At 63.3% G+C, this 17,658-nt stretch carries 21 protein-coding genes; 10 read left to right on the top strand and 11 right to left on the bottom strand.

Translation table 11 applies throughout. The annotated features are described in order from the left end of the window. A partial coding sequence (locus CJZ86_RS11705; RefSeq protein ID WP_502690432.1) for a transcription antitermination factor NusB occupies positions 1 to 264 on the bottom strand: 264 nt, incomplete at its 3' end. Next, positions 249 to 668, bottom strand: a complete 420-nt coding sequence (locus CJZ86_RS11710) for an MGMT family protein (protein WP_094586119.1) — start codon at positions 666 to 668, stop codon at positions 249 to 251. The genes CJZ86_RS11705 and CJZ86_RS11710, both read right to left, overlap by 16 nt. 59 nt (positions 669 to 727) lie before the next feature. Between CJZ86_RS11710 and trmH the strand changes: the two genes are divergently transcribed. Continuing rightward, the gene (trmH, locus tag CJZ86_RS11715) at positions 728 to 1,417 is read left to right on the top strand and encodes a tRNA (guanosine(18)-2'-O)-methyltransferase TrmH (protein WP_094586120.1); all 690 of its coding nucleotides are present in this window, start codon (positions 728 to 730) and stop codon (positions 1,415 to 1,417) included. On the opposite strand, the gene CJZ86_RS11720 is transcribed toward trmH, so the two are convergent. Both CJZ86_RS11720 and CJZ86_RS11725 read right to left on the bottom strand, forming a co-directional pair. Continuing rightward, positions 1,359 to 1,637 (bottom strand): hypothetical protein, encoded by a 279-nt coding sequence (locus tag CJZ86_RS11720; RefSeq protein WP_143594141.1) that lies wholly within the window; start codon positions 1,635 to 1,637, stop codon positions 1,359 to 1,361. The genes trmH and CJZ86_RS11720 overlap by 59 nt on opposite strands. A gap of 60 nt (positions 1,638 to 1,697) precedes the next feature. Continuing rightward, entirely contained in the window at positions 1,698 to 2,558 is an 861-nt protein-coding gene (locus tag CJZ86_RS11725; protein WP_094586122.1) for an ABC transporter permease, read from the bottom strand. Between the two features lie 442 nt (positions 2,559 to 3,000). Here CJZ86_RS11725 and CJZ86_RS11730 point away from each other — a divergent pair, with 442 nt between their 5' ends. Beyond that, on the top strand, positions 3,001 to 3,696 hold the full coding sequence (locus tag CJZ86_RS11730; RefSeq protein ID WP_094586123.1) for a response regulator transcription factor: 696 nt from the start codon (positions 3,001 to 3,003) through the stop codon (positions 3,694 to 3,696). Positions 3,697 to 3,698: 2 nt separating this feature from the next. Then, entirely contained in the window at positions 3,699 to 4,415 is a 717-nt protein-coding gene (locus CJZ86_RS11735) for a response regulator transcription factor (RefSeq protein WP_094586124.1), read from the top strand. Here CJZ86_RS11735 and CJZ86_RS11740 read toward each other — a convergent pair. Then, the gene (locus CJZ86_RS11740; protein WP_158219554.1) at positions 4,384 to 5,775 is read right to left on the bottom strand and encodes a sensor histidine kinase; all 1,392 of its coding nucleotides are present in this window, start codon (positions 5,773 to 5,775) and stop codon (positions 4,384 to 4,386) included. The genes CJZ86_RS11735 and CJZ86_RS11740 overlap by 32 nt on opposite strands. A gap of 302 nt (positions 5,776 to 6,077) precedes the next feature. Here CJZ86_RS11740 and CJZ86_RS17535 point away from each other — a divergent pair, with 302 nt between their 5' ends. From CJZ86_RS17535 to CJZ86_RS11760, 4 genes are all read left to right on the top strand, one after another. After that, positions 6,078 to 6,497, top strand: coding sequence for a type II secretion system protein (locus CJZ86_RS17535; protein ID WP_286145724.1), 420 nt, complete (start codon positions 6,078 to 6,080; stop codon positions 6,495 to 6,497). A gap of 175 nt (positions 6,498 to 6,672) precedes the next feature. Next, positions 6,673 to 7,092 carry a type II secretion system protein gene (locus tag CJZ86_RS17540; RefSeq protein WP_286145725.1) on the top strand — a complete coding sequence of 140 codons (420 nt, stop codon included), beginning with the start codon at positions 6,673 to 6,675 and terminating at the stop codon, positions 7,090 to 7,092. Positions 7,093 to 7,820: 728 nt separating this feature from the next. Then, positions 7,821 to 9,947 carry an O-linked N-acetylglucosamine transferase family protein gene (locus CJZ86_RS11755; protein WP_233133989.1) on the top strand — a complete coding sequence of 709 codons (2,127 nt, stop codon included), beginning with the start codon at positions 7,821 to 7,823 and terminating at the stop codon, positions 9,945 to 9,947. A gap of 125 nt (positions 9,948 to 10,072) precedes the next feature. Next, a complete protein-coding gene (locus tag CJZ86_RS11760; RefSeq protein ID WP_094586127.1) occupies positions 10,073 to 10,783 on the top strand; it encodes a class I SAM-dependent methyltransferase in 711 nt (236 codons plus the stop codon). A gap of 57 nt (positions 10,784 to 10,840) precedes the next feature. Here CJZ86_RS11760 and CJZ86_RS11765 read toward each other — a convergent pair whose 3' ends face one another. The 5 genes from CJZ86_RS11765 to CJZ86_RS11785 form a co-directional block, all read right to left on the bottom strand. Beyond that, a complete protein-coding gene (locus CJZ86_RS11765; RefSeq protein WP_094586128.1) occupies positions 10,841 to 11,416 on the bottom strand; it encodes a PulJ/GspJ family protein in 576 nt (191 codons plus the stop codon). Positions 11,417 to 11,447: 31 nt separating this feature from the next. Then, positions 11,448 to 11,942, bottom strand: coding sequence for a GspH/FimT family protein (locus CJZ86_RS11770; protein WP_094586129.1), 495 nt, complete (start codon positions 11,940 to 11,942; stop codon positions 11,448 to 11,450). Beyond that, complete coding sequence (locus tag CJZ86_RS11775; RefSeq protein WP_094586130.1) at positions 11,929 to 12,333, bottom strand: hypothetical protein; 405 nt, start codon at positions 12,331 to 12,333, stop codon at positions 11,929 to 11,931. Before CJZ86_RS11775 ends, CJZ86_RS11770 begins: the two co-directional genes overlap by 14 nt. Before the next feature lie 154 nt (positions 12,334 to 12,487). Further along, complete coding sequence (locus tag CJZ86_RS11780) at positions 12,488 to 13,639, bottom strand: ATP-binding protein (RefSeq protein ID WP_233133990.1); 1,152 nt, start codon at positions 13,637 to 13,639, stop codon at positions 12,488 to 12,490. 75 nt (positions 13,640 to 13,714) lie between these two features. Next, positions 13,715 to 14,227: a hypothetical protein gene (locus CJZ86_RS11785; RefSeq protein ID WP_143594143.1), complete on the bottom strand. Its 513-nt coding sequence runs from the start codon at positions 14,225 to 14,227 to the stop codon at positions 13,715 to 13,717. 103 nt (positions 14,228 to 14,330) lie between these two features. Here CJZ86_RS11785 and CJZ86_RS11790 point away from each other — a divergent pair, with 103 nt between their 5' ends. From CJZ86_RS11790 to CJZ86_RS16990, 3 genes are read left to right on the top strand one after another with little or no spacing between them, the layout of a single operon-like run. Then, complete coding sequence (locus CJZ86_RS11790) at positions 14,331 to 14,555, top strand: AbrB/MazE/SpoVT family DNA-binding domain-containing protein (protein WP_094586133.1); 225 nt, start codon at positions 14,331 to 14,333, stop codon at positions 14,553 to 14,555. Continuing rightward, positions 14,552 to 14,974, top strand: coding sequence for a putative toxin-antitoxin system toxin component, PIN family (locus CJZ86_RS11795; RefSeq protein ID WP_198960129.1), 423 nt, complete (start codon positions 14,552 to 14,554; stop codon positions 14,972 to 14,974). The genes CJZ86_RS11790 and CJZ86_RS11795 overlap by 4 nt, the downstream gene beginning before the upstream one ends. A 50-nt stretch (positions 14,975 to 15,024) precedes the next feature. Then, positions 15,025 to 15,627 (top strand): hypothetical protein, encoded by a 603-nt coding sequence (locus CJZ86_RS16990; RefSeq protein WP_158219555.1) that lies wholly within the window; start codon positions 15,025 to 15,027, stop codon positions 15,625 to 15,627. A gap of 190 nt (positions 15,628 to 15,817) precedes the next feature. Here CJZ86_RS16990 and lepA read toward each other — a convergent pair whose 3' ends face one another. Then, complete coding sequence (gene lepA / locus CJZ86_RS11805) at positions 15,818 to 17,626, bottom strand: translation elongation factor 4 (RefSeq protein WP_094586135.1); 1,809 nt, start codon at positions 17,624 to 17,626, stop codon at positions 15,818 to 15,820. Positions 17,627 to 17,658 lie beyond the last annotated feature (32 nt).

Below are 17,658 nucleotides of genomic sequence, written 5' to 3' on the forward strand. Positions count from 1 at the left end.
GAGGGCGTCGATCCAGGCGTCGAGCAGCAGCCGCTGGCGGATGGCCCCGTAGGCGATCTCGGTGGCCAGGGCGCGGTCGGCGGGCGAAAGGCCACCGCCGGCGCGGGCCAGGGAGGCCAGCTCCCGCTCCAGGGCGGCATCGGCGTAGGCCCCTGCCGCGACGGCCTGCAGCACCTGCCAGGCCAGCTGCCGGGAGGCCAGGCCGGGGACGACGTCGCTGGCGTGAATCGGCGGACTCCCGGGACGGATCAGTCCTTTGTACAGGACCGCTGGGCTGGGCCTGGGGGCTCAGGGGTCCAGGCGTCGCCGGCCTCCGGCAGGAGCGCGGCCGGCGGATGCCAGCGGTGCCGGGCCAGGGGCAGGCGCCCGTCGGGGGCCACGGCGATCCCCTCGGCCAGCAGCAGCTCCCGCTGCATCCAGTCGCTGCCCTCCCGGCCGGGACTCATGGCGATGCGCCCCTGGGCATTCACCACCCGGTGCCAGGGCACCTCGGAGGGCAGGGGCAGGCGCCGCAGGGCCCAGCCCACCTGGCGGGCGCAGCCCCAGGCCCCGATCAGCTCGGCGACCTGGCCGTAGGTGGCCAGCTGGCCAGGGGGGATGTGGGCCACCATCGCATAGACGCGACGGTCGAAGGGGCGTCCGGAGTCGGCGGCAACCGGGCTGGCCATGGCGGACGCGGCGCGGGGGACAGGGAGGGCAACGCCGATGATGGCGTTTTGCCACGCCGATGCCGCTGCTGCCCCGCCGCTTCGAGCGCCTGCGCGCGGTGCTCGATCGCCGCATGGGGGATCTGACGCTGCTGCTGGAGCAGGTGGACAAGCCCCACAACCTCTCGGCGATCCTGCGCAGCTGCGATGCGGTGGGGGTGCTCGAAGCCCATTCCGTCAGCCTTCCGGGGCGCACGCCCACCTTCAACAGCACGGCCCTGGGCAGCCAGAAGTGGGTGGCGCTGCACCGGCACCGGAGCAGCAGCGACGCCATCGCCCAGCTCAAGGCCGGCGGCTTCCGGCTCTACGGCACCCATCTGGGGGCGCAGGCGGTCGACTACCGCGACTGTGACTTCACCGGCCCCACGGCCTTCGTGCTGGGGGCGGAGAAGTGGGGCCTGAGCGAGGAGACGGCCGCGGCGATCGACCAGGCGATCGTGATTCCGATGGTGGGCATGGTGCAGTCGCTCAACGTGTCGGTGGCGACCGCGATCCTGCTGTTCGAGGCGCTGCGGCAGCGGCAGGCGAAGGGCGGCCTGCCGACCCGGGGCGAAGGGCTGGCGCCGGAGCAGTACTCCCGGCTGCTGTTCGAGTGGGCCTATCCGCAGGTGGCGGACTGGTGCCGCCGCGAGGGGCGCCCCTATCCGGCCCTCAGCCCGGAAGGCGCCATCCTCGAGGAGCTTCCCCGGACCGTGCGGCTTCGCTGTTGAGGGGGCCGCCGTCGAAGCGGGCGGCGCTCGGCAGCCAGAAGGTGAGACCCAGGGCCAGGATCTCGAGCAGCAGCTGGCGGCCGCCGAGCAGCACCACCAGCACGGCCACGAAGGCCAGGAACTTCTGGAAGACGCTCCAGACGTCATCGGGCGTGTTGCCCGCCTTCTGCCAGAGGGCCACGGCCAGGGCCAGCAGGGCCAGATCCAACCACCAGGGCATCGCCGCAGCCGCCGTTCACTGGAACGCTACCCCAGGCATTTGGGGGCGGCCCGGAGACATTCAGCCGCGCTCACCGGCCGGAACGCCGCTCAGCCAGTTCTCCAGGCCCTCGCCCAGGAAGGACAGGCCGAGCACCAGGACGAACATGGCCAGCCCCGGAAACAGGGCTGTCCACCAGATGCCGGTGGGCAACGCCGTCAACGCCTGCTGCAGATCGCTGCCCCACTCCGGGATCGTCTCCGGCAGGCCGAGACCAAGAAAACCCAGCCCCCCCAGCACCAGCACCGCATCGGCCGCATTGAGGGTGAGCAGCACCGGCACGGAGGTGATCACATTGCGGAACAGGTAGCGGCGCATGATCCAGGCGGGGCCGGCCCCCAGGGAGCGGGCCGCCTCGATGAACAGCTCCGCCTTCACCTGGGCCGACTGGTTGCGCACCACCCGGAAGTACTGGGGCACGTAGACCACGCAGAGGGCGGCGGCGGCGTTGGGCAGGCCCCGGCCCAGCAGGAAGGCGAGCACAACAGAGAGGAGCAGCACCGGCAGGGTGTAGAGGGTGTCCATCACCAGCACCAGCAGACGATCGACCCCGCCGCCGAGGTAGCCGCTCACCATGCCGAGGGGAACGCCGATGGCGAGGGCGAGCACCAGGGCGGTCAGCACCACCTGCAGGGCGACGCTGCTGCCGGAGAGCGTGCGTACGCAGACGTCGCGGCCGAGGCGATCGGTGCCGCACCAATGGCCGAAGGAGGGCGGTGCGTAGATGGGGTTCTCCAGGCCCGCGTTGGGATCGCTCAGCAGGCCCCCGTGCACCAGCAGCGGGGTGGCCAGGGCGATCAGCCCGTAGACGACCACGATCGCCAGGCCCCAGCGCGCCATCCGTTCCGCGAGGGTGGAGCCTGCGACCCGGGGGGCCTCCATCTCGGCATCACCAGTGGACTTTGGTATCACGAGTTGACGGTCATGGCCCGGAGTCGTGCGCATCTGCGCTCAAACGGGCGCAGATCAGGAACGCCGGAAGCTGTGGAGGATCGCCAGAAGAGTAACCTTGCCCATTGCCACTGTGGCGGCCGGCCGATCAGCGGAGTCACGGATAACTCCGGCAGCCGTGAAGTGCGGCGGAATTTATGCCTCTGACGGCGCCGACGTCAAGCCAGGCCATGGGGATCGACACCGGGCCGTACTCACCGGGCCTACAGGAAGGTGGCAGCGATGCAATGGGATTTCTACCGCGTTGCAAGAGTGCCTGCAGGTGAGCTTGCAGGTGAATTCTCACGCTGGTATAATGTGCATCATATGCGTCACTCAACTCCAGAGTGCTGATTTCCATCGTGGCCGAGCGTCGTTCAGCCTTCCCGATCAGATGACCAGCGCCCGCCTCCTGATCGTCGACGACGACCCTGAAATGCGCGGCTTCCTCACCTCCGAACTGGCGGTCGAGGGCTACGAGTGTGAAGAAGCCTCCTGCGGCCAGCAGGCCCTGGGCCGGATCCGCAGCCAGACCTGGGATCTGGTGCTCCTCGACTGGAACCTGCCCGATTTCAGCGGCGTCGAGGTGTGCCGGCGCATGCGCAAAGGGGGCATCTCCACTCCTGTGCTGATGCTCACCGCCCGGGATGAGGTGCAGCAAAGGGTGGAGGCGCTCGATTCCGGCGCCGACGACTATCTGATCAAGCCGTTCTCGATCGAGGAACTGCTGGCCCGGGTGCGGGCCCGCCTGCGTCGCAGCGGCATCGATGAACAGGAAGGCGGCCTGCTGCGGATGGCCGATCTGGAGGTGAATCCCGCCAGCCGGGAAGTGGCGCGGGGCGGAGAGTCGATTCACCTCACGGCCAAGGAGTTCGATCTGCTGATGCATCTGCTGCGGCACCCCAATCAGGTGCAGGAGCGGCGGGCGATCCTCGATGCGCTCTGGGGTGAGAACTGGCTGGGCGACGACAATCTCCTCGATGTCTACGTCCGCTACCTGCGCCGCAAGCTTGAGCCGGCCGGCCAGCCCACCCTGATCCAGACGGTGCGCGGCGTCGGCTTCATGCTGAAGGAAGGGCCGCCCCGCTGAGGATGGCGGAGGCCACCTCCCAGTCGCGTCTGCTGATCGTCGAAGACGACCAGCGGATGCGCTCGTTCCTGGCCGGGGAACTCAACTGCGAGGGCTACGACGTCACCGAAGCCGAAGACGGCCAAGGGGCACTGATGCACCTGAGGGATGCCAGCACCGATCTGGTGCTGCTCGACTGGACGCTGCCCGATTTCAGCGGCGTCGAGATCTGTCGGCGACTGCGCTCCAGCGGTGACATCACCCCCGTGCTGATGCTCACCTGCCACGACGACATCCGCGACCGCGTCGAAGCGCTCGATTCCGGGGCCGACGATTACATCCTCAAACCCTTCTCCATCGAGGAGCTGCTGGCCCGCATCCGCGCCCAGCTGCGGCGCACCGCCTACTGGCGCGGGGTGGCCGAATCCGATCTGCTGCGTTGCGCCGACCTCACGGTGAACACCGCCACCCGGGAGGTGATCCGGGCGGGCCAGGCGATTTCCCTCTCCGTGCGCGAATACGACCTGCTCCTCTGCCTGCTGCGCGGCACCGGACGGGTGGTGGAGCGGGAGGAGATCCTGCGCGAGGTGTGGGGTGAAAACCACTTCGGCGACGAGAACCTGCTGGGCGTCTACATCCGTTACCTGCGCCGCAAGATCGAGCCGGAAGGGCTGCCCACCCTGATCCAGACGGTGCGCGGCGTGGGCTTCATGCTGCGTGAAGGGGAGCCGCGCCCTTGAGGCGCAGCTGGAAATCGGCGCCCCCCTCCGGCAAATCCGCCACCGAGACGCTCCCCCCCATCGCCTCCATCAGCGCCTTGACCACCGCCAGGCCCACCCCACTGCCGGGGATGGCAGCGGTGTTGCGCCCCCGGCCGAAACGCTCGAAGATCAGCGTCTTCTCGCGGTCGGGAACGCCCGGGCCGGCATCGATCACATGCACCACCACCCGATCAAGGCTGGCATCGAGCCGTAGCTGAATCGGGCCGCCACTGGGATCGTATTTCTGGGCGTTTTCGATCAGATTCGCCAGGCACTGCTCGAAGCGGTCGGCATCCCCGAGCGCGAAGGTGCGTGAGCCCTGGGTGGCGCCGGGGCAGATCCGCAGGCGGCCGTGGCAGCGGGAACGCAGCCGCTCCGCCACCCGCTCAATCGCCTGGGCCACATCGAACGGCTCGAAGGGCATCAAGGTGCGGTTGGCATCGATGCGGGTGAGGGCGAGCAGATCCGTCACCAGCTTCCCCATCCGGCCCGCCTCCTCCTCGATCAGCCCCAGCTGGGCGGCATCCTCCTCCGAGAGCCCATGGGAGCGACGCCTGAGGCGGCCGGCGTAGTTGCGGATCAGGCTGATCGGGGTGCGCAGCTCGTGGCTGACGCCGTTGGCGAAACCCCTCTGGCGCTCCCAGGAGGCCGAGAGACGATCGAGCAGGTCATTAAAGGCCTCGGCGATGGGGGCCAGCTCCCGGGGCTGGGCCGCCACCGACACCCGCTGGCTGTCGAGGGTGTCGGAACTGATCGCCTGCATGCGCAGCCCCAGATCATGCAGGGGAGCCAGGCCCCGCACCAGCACCGGCCGCAGCAGCAGACCCGTGAATAAGGTGGCCAGGCCGGCGGCCACCATCAGAACGGTGAGCAGCAGCCGCTGCTGGGCGATCTTCTGGGTGATGTCCTCGAGGAAGCGGAGGCGCACCGTGCTTGCCCCAAGGTAGATCTGCTCCGAGCTGGTGAGATAGGTGAGCTCCCCGAAGTGCAGCACGGCCACCTGGCCGGGGCGGTTCCCCTGGGCCGGCAGTCGCGTCAGCGGCACGCCGGTGGGGATGGAGAACAGGCGGATCTGGTCGGCCGCCCCATAGGGGACCCCCTGGTCGGTCTCGACCCAGCCGAGGAAGTTGGGGCTGATCAGCCGGGCCAGGGCGTCACTGATCTCGTCGAGGGTGCGTGGCACGGGCCGCCGCGAGAGGAGCACCTGCCGCACACTCGCAGCGGTGGCACGGTGCTGGTCGCGTCGCTCATGCCTGGCCAGCAGGGCGGTGGCGCCGATCAGGAGGGCATAGCCCCCCAGAACGGCCAACAGACTGAGCCCCAGCAGACGCCGGCGCATCGAAAACGCTTTGGAAGGCCAGCGGAACAAACCCGGCAACCGAGAAAAGCCCATCAGTTTCATTAGAAGGACATTAGACCTCGGCGAGATCCGGCTCCAATTGGATCGTAGTGGACAATGAAAAGGCCGCCACTCCGCCACAGAAGAACGGGGTAGAAGACCGGCAGAACCCCGTCCCTTAAAGGGTTCCAAAGCTTAGGGAATACAACAATGCCCCTCAGCCCACTGCAAGGGGTGCCGCATGGACGGAAGTGCCTTCGGTGCATAAAGTGGGCTGTGCTAGGAGCTTCGCAGCTTTTCCAATGAACATCTCCCCCAAGACCAAACTGGCGCTGATGCGCAGCCTGCGCGAAAAGAAGTCGAAGGTGGCCCAAGGCTTCACCCTCATCGAGCTGATGATCGTGGTGGCTATCGTGGGCATCCTTTCCGCCGTGGCGCTTCCGAACTTCCTTGGTGCCCGTAACGCCGCTGCTGCAGGTGCTGCCATCGGCGAAATCGTTGGCATTGCCAAGGAATGCGCCACCTTCAAAGCATCTGGTGGAGTCGGAGTTGCTCCTACCACCGGTGGTGTCACCTGTAACACCACTGCTTCGCAGACTTACTCGGCCACTTGGGGCGGAACCGTCTCCGGCCTCAGGTGCCTCGCCGCGACTTCCGCTGGAGCATCCAAAGCCGTCATCACTGTGGCTACCGATGGTGGCCTCAGCTGTGCCCTGTCCTGATACTCAGTTTTCGAGGCAAGGTCTTTAGCCCCTAACTGGGGCTTTTTTATTTTTTTCCTGTCATCAGACTCGCCTTGGGGCTCCATATATCATTACGATAGTCTGCATCCGACTCAATTACCGTCTCGAGTCATTTACATATCCACTTAGAGTCAATAAGCCTAGGTCATTTCCAATGAACATCTCCGCCAAGACCAAACTGGCCTTGATGAGCAGCCTGCGTGAGAGGAATTTGAAGGTGCCCCAAGGCTTCACTCTTATCGAGCTGATGATCGTAGTGGCTATCGTAGGCATTCTCTCCGCCGTGGCCCTGCCCAATTTCCTAGGTGCGCGTAATGCCGCTGCTGCAGGCGCTGCGATCGGTGAGATAATTGGCCTCGCTAAGGAATGCTCTGCCTTCAAGGGATCCGGTGGGGTTGGGATTGCACCTACTGGTGGTGGTTTCACCTGTAACGCCACTGCGTCGCAGACCTATTCAGGTACCTGGGGTGGAACCGTCTCAGGACTTCGATGCCTTGCCGCGACATCGGCTGGAGCTTCAAAAGCGGTCATCACTGTGGCGACCAATGGGAACCTCAGTTGCGCCCTGTCATAAACAGCATCAATTCTCATTCCATAGACTTTAGCCTATTGAACGGAATTGGCAGCACGAGAGCGAGTGGGCGGACCCGATTTTCCTTCAGGCTCGAAAGGCAATGAATGAGGGCGGATCGCTTGCAGATCAGGCTTGCCATGGAGATGGCTACTCTGACGTTGCTGTGATCGAAGTCCGAATTTCGAGTGAAAGATCTCCAGTAGATTGACCCTACCTCCGGAATCGAACTGAACAACTAGACCCCTACAGCAGAAGCCGAGCGGAAGAAGCAAGGATCAAACAGCTGTAGGGGCAAATCTGGCGAAGCAACTCCGCTCGGCTAATTGTTGCTAGCACCGTTCAGCATCCAACATAGAGCCAGACTGTCTAGATTACTCCATTTGTCTGACATCTTTGCTCTCCACAGGCTCATGATGACGAAGAGAAAACAAATTCAACGACGACATTTTGGGCCCTCATGCGGCCTTAGCCTCCATTCCGTGACCTAGTCCTTCATCAACGCGTGACGCGGGAGCCTGCCCAGCGAGAGCAGCAACCAATCGGGGAAGCGCATGCACTTCAGGAAGTGGCGATGAAATCGTATCAGCAGTGCCTGAGCGTCTGCTCATCCATCCGAGGGAGGAGAAAGCAGCTAAATCTCTGTCAGGAAGGTCTTTGCTAAGATTAGATTAGATTAGATTTTCTTCTTGCTCATGAATGCCAGCAGCCCAGGCAGCCAAGAGGAACAGATGCAGGAGGAAGAGAAGAGAGCATGCCTTTTCTGCAGAGTTGGAGAGTATCGCAAGGCGGCACTACTTGCCTTATGCCATCGAAAGGCAATCGGAAGACAGACAAGAGAGTTTGATCTGGTTCTCCCAACCGCGTTGGGAAAGAGTGGCCATTACCGTGCCTCCATCTTATCAGCACTAAAGCTGCTACACAGTAGTGGCTCGTTTCGTGGCGACTTGATCGTCGTCATATCCAATTCGGTGAAGAGCCTATCCCTAAAGTCGTCAGACATCGTCAGTGCCTTGGATTACATCGACAATATTCGGCTGACTCCCACTGAAGCTGCAGTCATTGCCTCTGAATTTGAAGACGAAGCGATGCAGTCATTTTTTCTTGATGAAGTTAAGAACAGATATGGGTATGCAGAGGAAGAGCTAAGTTTCATATCTGCCTACATCAGCTTCAGAAAAGATGATTTACCAGCAGCCATGCGCCTAATACAGGCTGATCAAGCTACTGGGAGGTGCTCCTCTGCTTCCACCAAACTGGCTGCTCGAATACTCCTTAACACCGGTTACCTTTACCCAGCCAGACGATATGCCTGCCATCTCCTGAAATCCGACAGGAAGGATGTGGAGGCACTGGACATTCTTGGTCAAGCCCTGAACGCGGAGGCAAACTGGAAGGCCGCACGAAAGGCTTATTCGCTTATTCATGAGATCACCAGTGATGAAGTGAGCAAGTTGAATATGCTATTCACTATGCCGCAGGTAGCCAGTTCGGCGAATGAATTGTCGGATTCTCTTGAGTCATTCACTGCTAATCTTAACACTTACTCTACCGAGACGAAATCAGTTGGGCTGATCGCTTCCCTAGCTTATTCTACACCTATCTGCCACACATTTTATCTGGCCTATCAGGGCAGTATCGATCTTAGGTGGCTCTTGGAAACCTACTATCGCCTTATCAGATCAGTCGCCCATCAGGTCATCCAAGAAAACTATTCTTTCCACTCACCAAAGAACAAGTTTGGTTCGTCTACTCCAATTCTTCGAAACGCATCAGGTCGAACAAGAATCGGCTTCACTTCCAGGAATTTCTTTCAGCATAGCAATCTTCAAGCCCATACAGGGTTAATCCAAAAGCTAAGCCGGAACCTTTTTGAGGTTGTTTTAATCCACAGGCATGGCGTTAAGAAAGACATGGCGCATCTTGAATTTAATGAGTATGCCGATCGCGTCATATACCTTGCTTCTGATTTTGGAAGTGCATGTAAGCAGATCGCGGATCTAGACCTTGACATCAACTATATTACGGATATTGGCATGAATCCTCTTGACGGGATCCTACCCATGGTTCGACTTGCGCCGTATCAAGTGACAGGATGGGGGCTTCCCCACACAACAGGACTTTCCGAAATTGATTACTACCTGCGATCCAGTATCTTCCATGACTGCGAGGGGCAGAACGGATACACAGAGACCCTCGCATCCATAGACGGCTATCTCGGTTACTTTGACGTTGACAGGTCTTCACTCATCGAGAAGAGCACGGATTACTTCTTGCTCCCTCCAGACCGCTTCCTTGTAGGGTGCTTGCAAACACTCCACAAGATTCATCCAGACTTTGACTCCTACCTGGAGGAGATTGCAAGAATTGATGAGTCGATTCTCATCATTATCGCGGCATCCGAAAGTGATACATTGAACCAACGCTTCGTTCAACGAATAAAGAGATCTGCTCCGACAGCACACAAGCAAATCTGTTTTGTGCAGAGAATGGCAATGAGTGACTATCACAGCCTCAACCACCTTCTCGATCTAAATTTAGATCCGATCCATTATGGTGCTGGAATAACATTTATTGAGACGGCCTGGTGCGGCCCACCCTGCATCACCTTGCGCGGCAACACCTTAAGATCTGCTGTTGTATCACGCTCGTACGAGTACGCAAAAATCAATGATGCGCCTATCGCAAACAGCAAGAGCGAATACATATCACTCTTCGAAAGACTCATGAAAGACGGTCAGTATAGGCTTAGGCTTAGGGAGGAAATTCAATCAAAGAGCATGGGAACAATTTACAATGATTATTCCCATATCAAATCCTGCGAGGAGTTCCTTCATCAGCTAGCCAAAGCAACGTAGACCTGTTGACTTATTCATGCTGGCATTATCGGTATCAGCCAGCATGCAATGCAATGGAGTCGTCGAGCTACTAGCTCCAAACTCCCTTGCCCTACCCTATCCTCCACGTCGCTCCTACCTCACCCATGTACAATTATTCCGCAAGAAGGATTAATTCGCTTCTAGATGCCATCAATACACCTTCAAGATATCTTGAAATAGGGGTAGAGAGTGGGCACACATTCTTTGAAGTTACCGCCTCATCAAAGACGGCAGTCGATCCCGCATTTACTTTCAATGTAGAGGAAGGGAAACAAGCTGAACCCACGTCTCATTTTCTTCAGATCACCAGTGATGAATACTTCCAGAATCATTGGAACGGTGAAGCATTTGACTTTATTTTTCTAGATGGTCTCCACACTTGGGATCAAACCTACAGGGATTTCTGCAACAGCCTGCTTGCTACTCACGAACGATCCGTGATTCTGCTGGATGACATTTTTCCAAGTGATGTTTTCTCCTGCAATCGCGATCAGGTCGAGGCTGTCATGATGCGTCAGTTCATGGCCAATGATCCAAGCAATGCCTGGCACGGTGACACCTATAAAATTATACCCCTAATCCGGACATTCCACCCGCTCCTCAGCTACTGCACCATCATCACCGATGGGAACCCACAAGCCCTTGTCTGGCGCTCCAAAAAGGCGTCTCAAGCCTCACCCATCCTCTCGGACGTTGGCGCACTGAACATGCCTGCCCTTGATTATCTGTGGTTTCTTCGAAACCAGGAGACCTACAACTTGATGAATGAGGAGGACGCTCTGACTCTCGTCATCAACTCCATGAGCAGAGATTGACGACCAGGTGCGTGATGGATCAATCCCAACGCCGATAAAAGACATTCAACGGGCTTATCAGAGCCCTCCCACCCGCACCTCCGTCTGGATCCTTTGGGTTCCACCCCCTGAAGGCTCGAACTCCTGCCGTAGTCGTAGGTGCAGCAGGCCGTCGGGTTCCACGGTGGCGTCCAGCCCCGGCTGGGTGAGCCCATCCAGCAGCACCCGGTTCTGGGCCGCTCCGGTGCTCGGTTCCCCATCCAGCCCGAAGGCCGGACCACAACGCATCAGCACCAGCCGGCGCCAGATGGCGCTCGGTGGGCTGCCCACCGTGTAGGTGATCGGGCCGGCCGGTGTCTGCAGCTGCAGCACCGGATCCCGGCCCCCCAGGGCGCAGGCGGCACCGGTCCCCAGGGCCAGGTCCACCCGGGTGGCCCGCTGCAGATCCCCACGCAGCAGGGCCAGCACCCGCCGCTGCTGGCCCCGCTCCCGCACCTGGCGCACCATCCGCTCCACCTGCCGGCCATCCGCCACCAGGGCCTGCAGCACCACCCCCCAGAGCAGCAACCCGAGGCTCATCGCCACCAGCAGCTCCGCCAGCGAGAAGCCCGCAAGTCCCGTTTTGGGACTCCTGCTCGAACGCACCCATGCCATGGCACAACCTCGGGGTAGGGAATCGGGGGGCTCAGCTTTGGGGATCCGGCAGGCAGCCGCCCGGCCCCTGCCGTCCCAGCCGGGTGACCCCGAGGGGCAGGGCCACCACCACGCAGCGCACCAGATCGGTGCCCTCGGTGCTCAGCAGCACGGTGCCGCCGTCGATGATCAGCCCGTTGCTGGTGAAGCGCACCGCCGCCGGCAGGTTGTGGCTGACCGTCACATCCGGCCCACCGATCCCCTCCCCCAGCTCCAGGGCCGCGCCCTCGCAGGCCGGAAGGCCGCCCGCCTGGGGCTCCCGCCAGCCCGTGGCCTCCAGGCTCAGGGCACAGGGGCGGCCGCTGCGCAGGGCGGCATCCCGGCCCCGCTCCAGCCCCACCATCACCCGGCGGCTGGCCCCCTCCAGCCGAGCCAGGGCCAGCTCCCGGCTGGCGGAGCTGAACCCAAGCTGGGCCAGCAGTCCCACCAGCACCAGCGTCAGCAGGGCTTCCGGCAGGGTGAAGCCCCCCGGCTCAGGGTGTGCCACCGCCCCCTCCCTGCGGGATCCCGCAACGCCCGAAGGCCGCCGGCGCGTACAGCCGCTGGCGCGGTTCGGCCTCGCCGGCCACCGCCATCCGCAGCACCACCCCGTCTCCGCTGGGGGACACCTCCAGCTGGCGCGCCAGCCCCGGGGCCAGGGGCTGGGCCGCCAGGGCTTGCAGCAGCTGGGCCGTCGCCGTGGTGCAGTCGCCTGCCGAAGGGGCCAGTGCACGCAGGGAGGTTTCAGCCCGCGACAGGGCGGCTTCCGCCTGCTCGAGCCGCTCCTGCTGGCGTTGCTCGGCCACGGCCGCGGCGCTCGCCAGGGCCCAGAGCTGCAGGGAGGATCCCGCCGCGGCGGTGAACAGCACCGATCCGGTCAGCAGTTCGATCAGGCTCATGGCGCCACCCTCCACGACCGTGGGGGGTGATCAAAACAAAGCCAACAAACACGTCTGGGCATGGCGATGGCAGCAACGACTTCTCCAGAGTTCCCAGCCGAGGACAGCAGCGGAAGCCGTCGACAGGAGGACCCTGCGGGCATGTCGGTGCTCGTCAATGGATCGGCAGCGGCTGCCGCGGATCCACCCCCTTCAGGAAATCCCCGCAGGGGAGGCAGAGGATCCCATCGATCCGCAGCGGCTCCGCGCCCAGGTGGAGCAGGGCCACCGTGGCTTCCGGGTAGTCAGCCTGGAAAGCCTTCAGACCCTGCAGATCCCTGGAGTGAATCTGGCGGCTGCGCTTCACCTCCAGGGCCGTGAAGCTGTCGGGTCCGTACAGCACGAAATCCACCTCCCGACCCGCCTTGGTGCGCCAGTAGAAGAGTTGATCGCCGCTGCAGCGGTAGGCAATCCAGGCCCGCAGATGCTGGGCGACCAGACCCTCCAGGGCCATGCCCTCGATCTCAGCAGGGGAATCCAGCGGGCCGGCCGGCCGCAGGGATCGGAACACACCGGCATCGAAGTAAAAAAACTTCTCATGGGCCACCACCTGGCGCCTTGCCCGCCGGCTGAAGACCGGCAACCGGAAGGCCAGCAGCAGGTCCTCCAGGATCGCCAGATAGTTCTCGACGGATTTGCGGCCCACCTGGCACTCCCGCGCGACGGCGGACAGGTTGAGGGTGGAGCCATGGGAGAAGCTGATCGCTTCGAGGAACCGGGCAAAGCCGCCAAGATCGCGCACCAGCGCCTCGGCCTGCACCTCTTCCCGGAGGTACAGCGAGGCGTAGGCCCGCAGGGTCTGCTCCGGATCCTTCGCTTCCCAGACCAGGGGCACCAGCCCGAAGCGCAGAGCCCGTTCCAGACTGAAATCACCCCCCAGCTCCGCCGCCAGAAAGGGGTGCATTGACGCCGACACGAGGCGCCCGGCCAGCAGATTCCAGCTGCCGCAGCGCAGCTTTCGCGCACTGGATCCGGTCAACACGAAACGAAGACCGGGATGCTCCTCCACCAGAGCATGGACCACATCCAGCAACGCCGGAACCTTCTGCACCTCATGGATCACCACCATGGCGATGCCGGGTTCGGCGGCCACCCTCTCGCGCAAGCGTTCCGGCCTGGCCTGGTGGAGGCGCTGAGCTTCGGGATCGAGCAGGTCGAGCCGGTAGGCGCTGCCGTGGGCCTGGCGCAACCAGGTCGACTTGCCGGTGCCACGGGGACCGAACAGGAAAAAGCTTCCGGCAGGTTCCTGCAGAAATCGCCCTACCACCACCAAATCCGCCGCCTTTCTGGAGGTATCAGCTCCAATTCTGCCTTGCCGATCCGGTCAGCAGTTCGATCAGGCTCATGGCGCCACCCCCCGCAGGCCCACCAGCCGCACGTCGGTGATCTGCGGCTGGGGCTGGGTCGGTGGCTGGGCCGGCGCCAGCTGCACCGTGAAGGCCCCCTGCCGCGCCGGCTGGCCCCCGCCGGCGGCCAGCTCCAGCAGCAGTTCGGCCGGCTGCAGTTCCGGGCGCCAGGCCACCAGGCGGTAGGAGCCCCCCAGCACCTGGCCCTGCCGCAGGGCCGCGATCGCCTGGGCCGGAGCGCAGGCCAGACCCTGGACATCCCATTGCGGCAGCGGCAGCGCCAGCAGACAGGGATGGCTGCGGTGCAGCTCCGCCAGCAGTTGCTGGCCCGCCGAGGCCAGCCGGTCCTCCGCCCGGCGCTGCTGCTGCTCCCGGATCCCCTGCAGACGCAGCTGCAGGCTGGCGGTGTGGGCCGAGAGGCTCCCCAGCAGCAGCACCAGGGACGCCCCCATGGCCAGGGGCAAGGCGAATCCCCGCTCCCCGGATCGGTGGCGGTGCAACGAGCGCATGGCGATGACAGCGAACGCCTTTTCAGGGTTCCCCCGAGGGGTCACGGGCTGCCGCCGGCCGAAAGTAAGGAATCCTTGATTCCGGACAAAGCCGGCGGCGTTCATGGTCCTGGCCAAGCGCACCAGCAAGAACCAGCTCACCTTGCCCAAGGCCGTGGTGGAGGCCGTGGGGATCGCTGACTACTACGACGTGGCGACCGAGAACGGTCGCATCGTGCTCACCCCTGTCCACCCGAATGCGGCCTCACAGGTTCGATCCCGCCTGGAGGAGCTGGGAATCACGGAAGAGGATGTGGCCGCCGCGGTGGCATGGTCCCGCCAGGCGTGACGATCCGCGTTGTTCACAACACGAATGTGCTGGTCTCGGCGCTGTTGTTTGAGAACGGCCGCCTGGCCTGGCTGCGCCGGACCTGGCAGACAGCCGCCATCACGCCTGTGCTGAGCGAATCCTCAGCCCGCGAACTGATCCGTGTGCTCGCCTGCCCCAAGTTTCGGCTCACGCGGGCCGACGTTGATCGGCTGCTGGCGGATGTGCTGCCGTGGTGTGAAACCCATGCCGGCTCCCTCAAGCCTTGTCAGATCCAGGTTCGCGACCCGAAAGGTCAGGTGTTTCTCGACCTGGCCCTGGCGGCTGACGTGCCGGTCCTCGTCAGCGGCGATGCCGATCTCCTCGCCCTGAGGAACCCCTTGCTCCCCTTGTTGATCCTGACGCCGGCAGAGTTTCAGATCTGGCTTGAAAATCCCTGATCCGGGCTTCGCCTGTCAGTGTTGCCATGGGAATGACGCACCAGCGCCCCATGAACGATCGCCGGCACAGGGACACCCGCGATGAGGTCGACAGCATCGTCAATCGCCACCAGCTGGACTATTCCCTGGGCCAGCTGCGGCTGGTGGGGCTGCTGCTGCTGGTGCTGGAGCTGAGCACCCTGCTGCTGGCGGGCAGCTTCGCCAGCGTCGAGGCTCCCGCCGGCCGGCTCAACGGCCTGATCGGCCTCTCCCCCGCCCTGCCGCTGCTGCCGGTGGGCTTCGGCCTCTATCTCATCGGCGGCGGCCATCGGCGCCACCCCCGCGAACAACCCTGGACCGGAGCGCTGCACCGCACCCTGCTGCCCCTGGGGCTGATCCTGCTGCTGCTGCTGCCGGCGGTCACCATCCATGACGCCGCCACCCTGTTCAGCCAGCGGCAGCTCGCCCCCGTCACACCGCTGCAGCAGCACCTGCTCAACCCCGTGCGCCTGATCACCACCCTGTTGCTGCAGGGGGTCACCGGCGCCGGGCTGGTGGTAATGCAGCTCCGCGGCCGGCGCCAGATGCGGCGGGTGGGCCTCACCCCGAACCTGTTCTTCCGCACCGACGCCACCGGGCCCGTCCATCACCACCGGCGCCGCTCGACGGATTAGGTGCGGATGGTTGCGGGCAGGGCGGAATCGCGCGATCGGCTGGGGGACATTGAGGCGCGGCCAGCATGATGTCCAGATCTGTACATCCTGTACAGAATCTGATTGGCGCTGCAAAAGGGTGAGACCAACCGCTGCACGAAAGGGCGCGGAGCCTTCCGATTCAGGCCCGGCCCGCCGCTTCAGAGCCGGCTCACTGATTCAGCTTCAGCACCGCCATGAAGGCCTCCTGGGGCACCTCCACCCGGCCCATGGCCTTCATGCGCTTCTTGCCCTTGGCCTGCTTCTTGAGCAGCTTCTTCTTACGGGAGATGTCACCGCCGTAGCACTTCGCCAGCACGTCCTTGCGGATGGCGCTGATGCTCTCGCTGGCGATGATGCGGCTGCCGATCGAGGCCTGGATCGGAATTTTGAACTGCTGCCGAGGGATCAGTTCCTTGAGCTTCTCCACCAGGCTCTTGCCCACGTTGTAGGCCTTGTCACGGTGCACGATGGTGGTGAGGGGATCGGCCTTCTCGCCGTTGATCAGCACGTCAAGGCGCACCAGCTCATTTTTGCGATAGCCGATCAGGCTGTACTCCATCGAGGCGTAGCCCTTGGTGCGACTCTTCATCTGATCGAAGAAGTCGGTCACCACTTCCGCCAGCGGCATCTCGTAGTGCAGCGTCACCCGGTCGGTGGTGATGTATTTCATGTCGATGAACTCGCCGCGGCGCTCCTGGCACAGCTCCATCAGGGCGCCGTTGTACACATTGGGGGTGTAGATCTCCAGCTTCACATAGGGCTCCTCGATCGATTCCCGCTTCTGGGGATCGGGGAGGGTGGCGGGATTGTCCACCATCATGGTGCTGCCGTCGATCATGTTCACCTGGTAGATCACCGAGGGCGCGGTGACGATCAGGTCGAGGTCGTATTCACGCTCCAGCCGCTCCTGCACGATCTCCATGTGCAGCAGGCCCAGGAAGCCGCAGCGGAAGCCGAAGCCCATGGCGCTGCTGGTCTCCGGCTCGTACTGCAGCGCCGCATCGGAGAGCTGCAGCTTGTCGAGGGCCTCCCGCAGGTCGGGGTACTGGTCGGCATCGGTGGGGAACAGGCCGCAGAACACCATCGGCGTGGCCTCGGCGTAGCCGGGCAGCGGTTCACTCGCCGGGTTAGCCGCCAGGGTGATGGTGTCGCCGACGCGGGCATCGGCCACCGCCTTGATCGAGGCGGCCAGGTAGCCCACCTCACCGGCGTGGAGGCTGTCCACCTGGCGCTGGTCCGGCGCCATCACCCCCACCTCGTCGAGTTCCACCACCTTGCCGCTGGCCATCAGCAGCACCTTGTCCTTGCGGGCGATCACGCCGCTGATCACCCGGAAGTAGACGATCACGCCCCGGTAGGGGTCGTAGTAGGAGTCGAAGATCAGGGCCCGCAGCGGTTCATCGGCCTGGTCCGGCGGCGCCGGCACCCGATCCACCACCGCCTGCAGGATCTCCGGCACCCCCAGGCCGGTCTTGGCGGAGCAGTTGATGGCCGTGGAGGTATCGAGGCCGATGATCGCTTCGATCTCCGCCTTGATCCGATCGGGATCGGCCCCGGGCAGGTCGATCTTGTTGAGCACCGGGATGATCTCCAGATCGTTCTCCAGCGCCAGGTACACGTTGGCCAGGGTCTGGGCCTCCACCCCCTGGCTGGCATCCACCACCAGCAGGGCGCCCTCGCAGGCCAGCAGGCTGCGGCTCACCTCGTAGGAGAAATCGACGTGGCCCGGCGTGTCGATCAGGTTGAGGATGTAGGTCTGGCCGTCGGCGGCCTTGTACTCCATGCGGGCGGCCTGGAGCTTGATCGTGATGCCCCGCTCCCGCTCCAGCTCCATGTTGTCGAGGAACTGGGCCTGCATGTCCCGGGCGGCCACGGTGCCGGTGTCCTGCAGCAGGCGGTCGGCCAGGGTCGATTTCCCGTGGTCGATGTGGGCGATGATGCAGAAGTTACGGATCCGCTGGGCGGGAACGTCGGTCATGGGCGCCCGGAGGCTCAGCCGCGAAGGGAACA

This window comes from Synechococcus sp. BO 8801 (assembly GCF_002252675.1).
Lineage (GTDB): Bacteria > Cyanobacteriota > Cyanobacteriia > PCC-6307 > Cyanobiaceae > Cyanobium.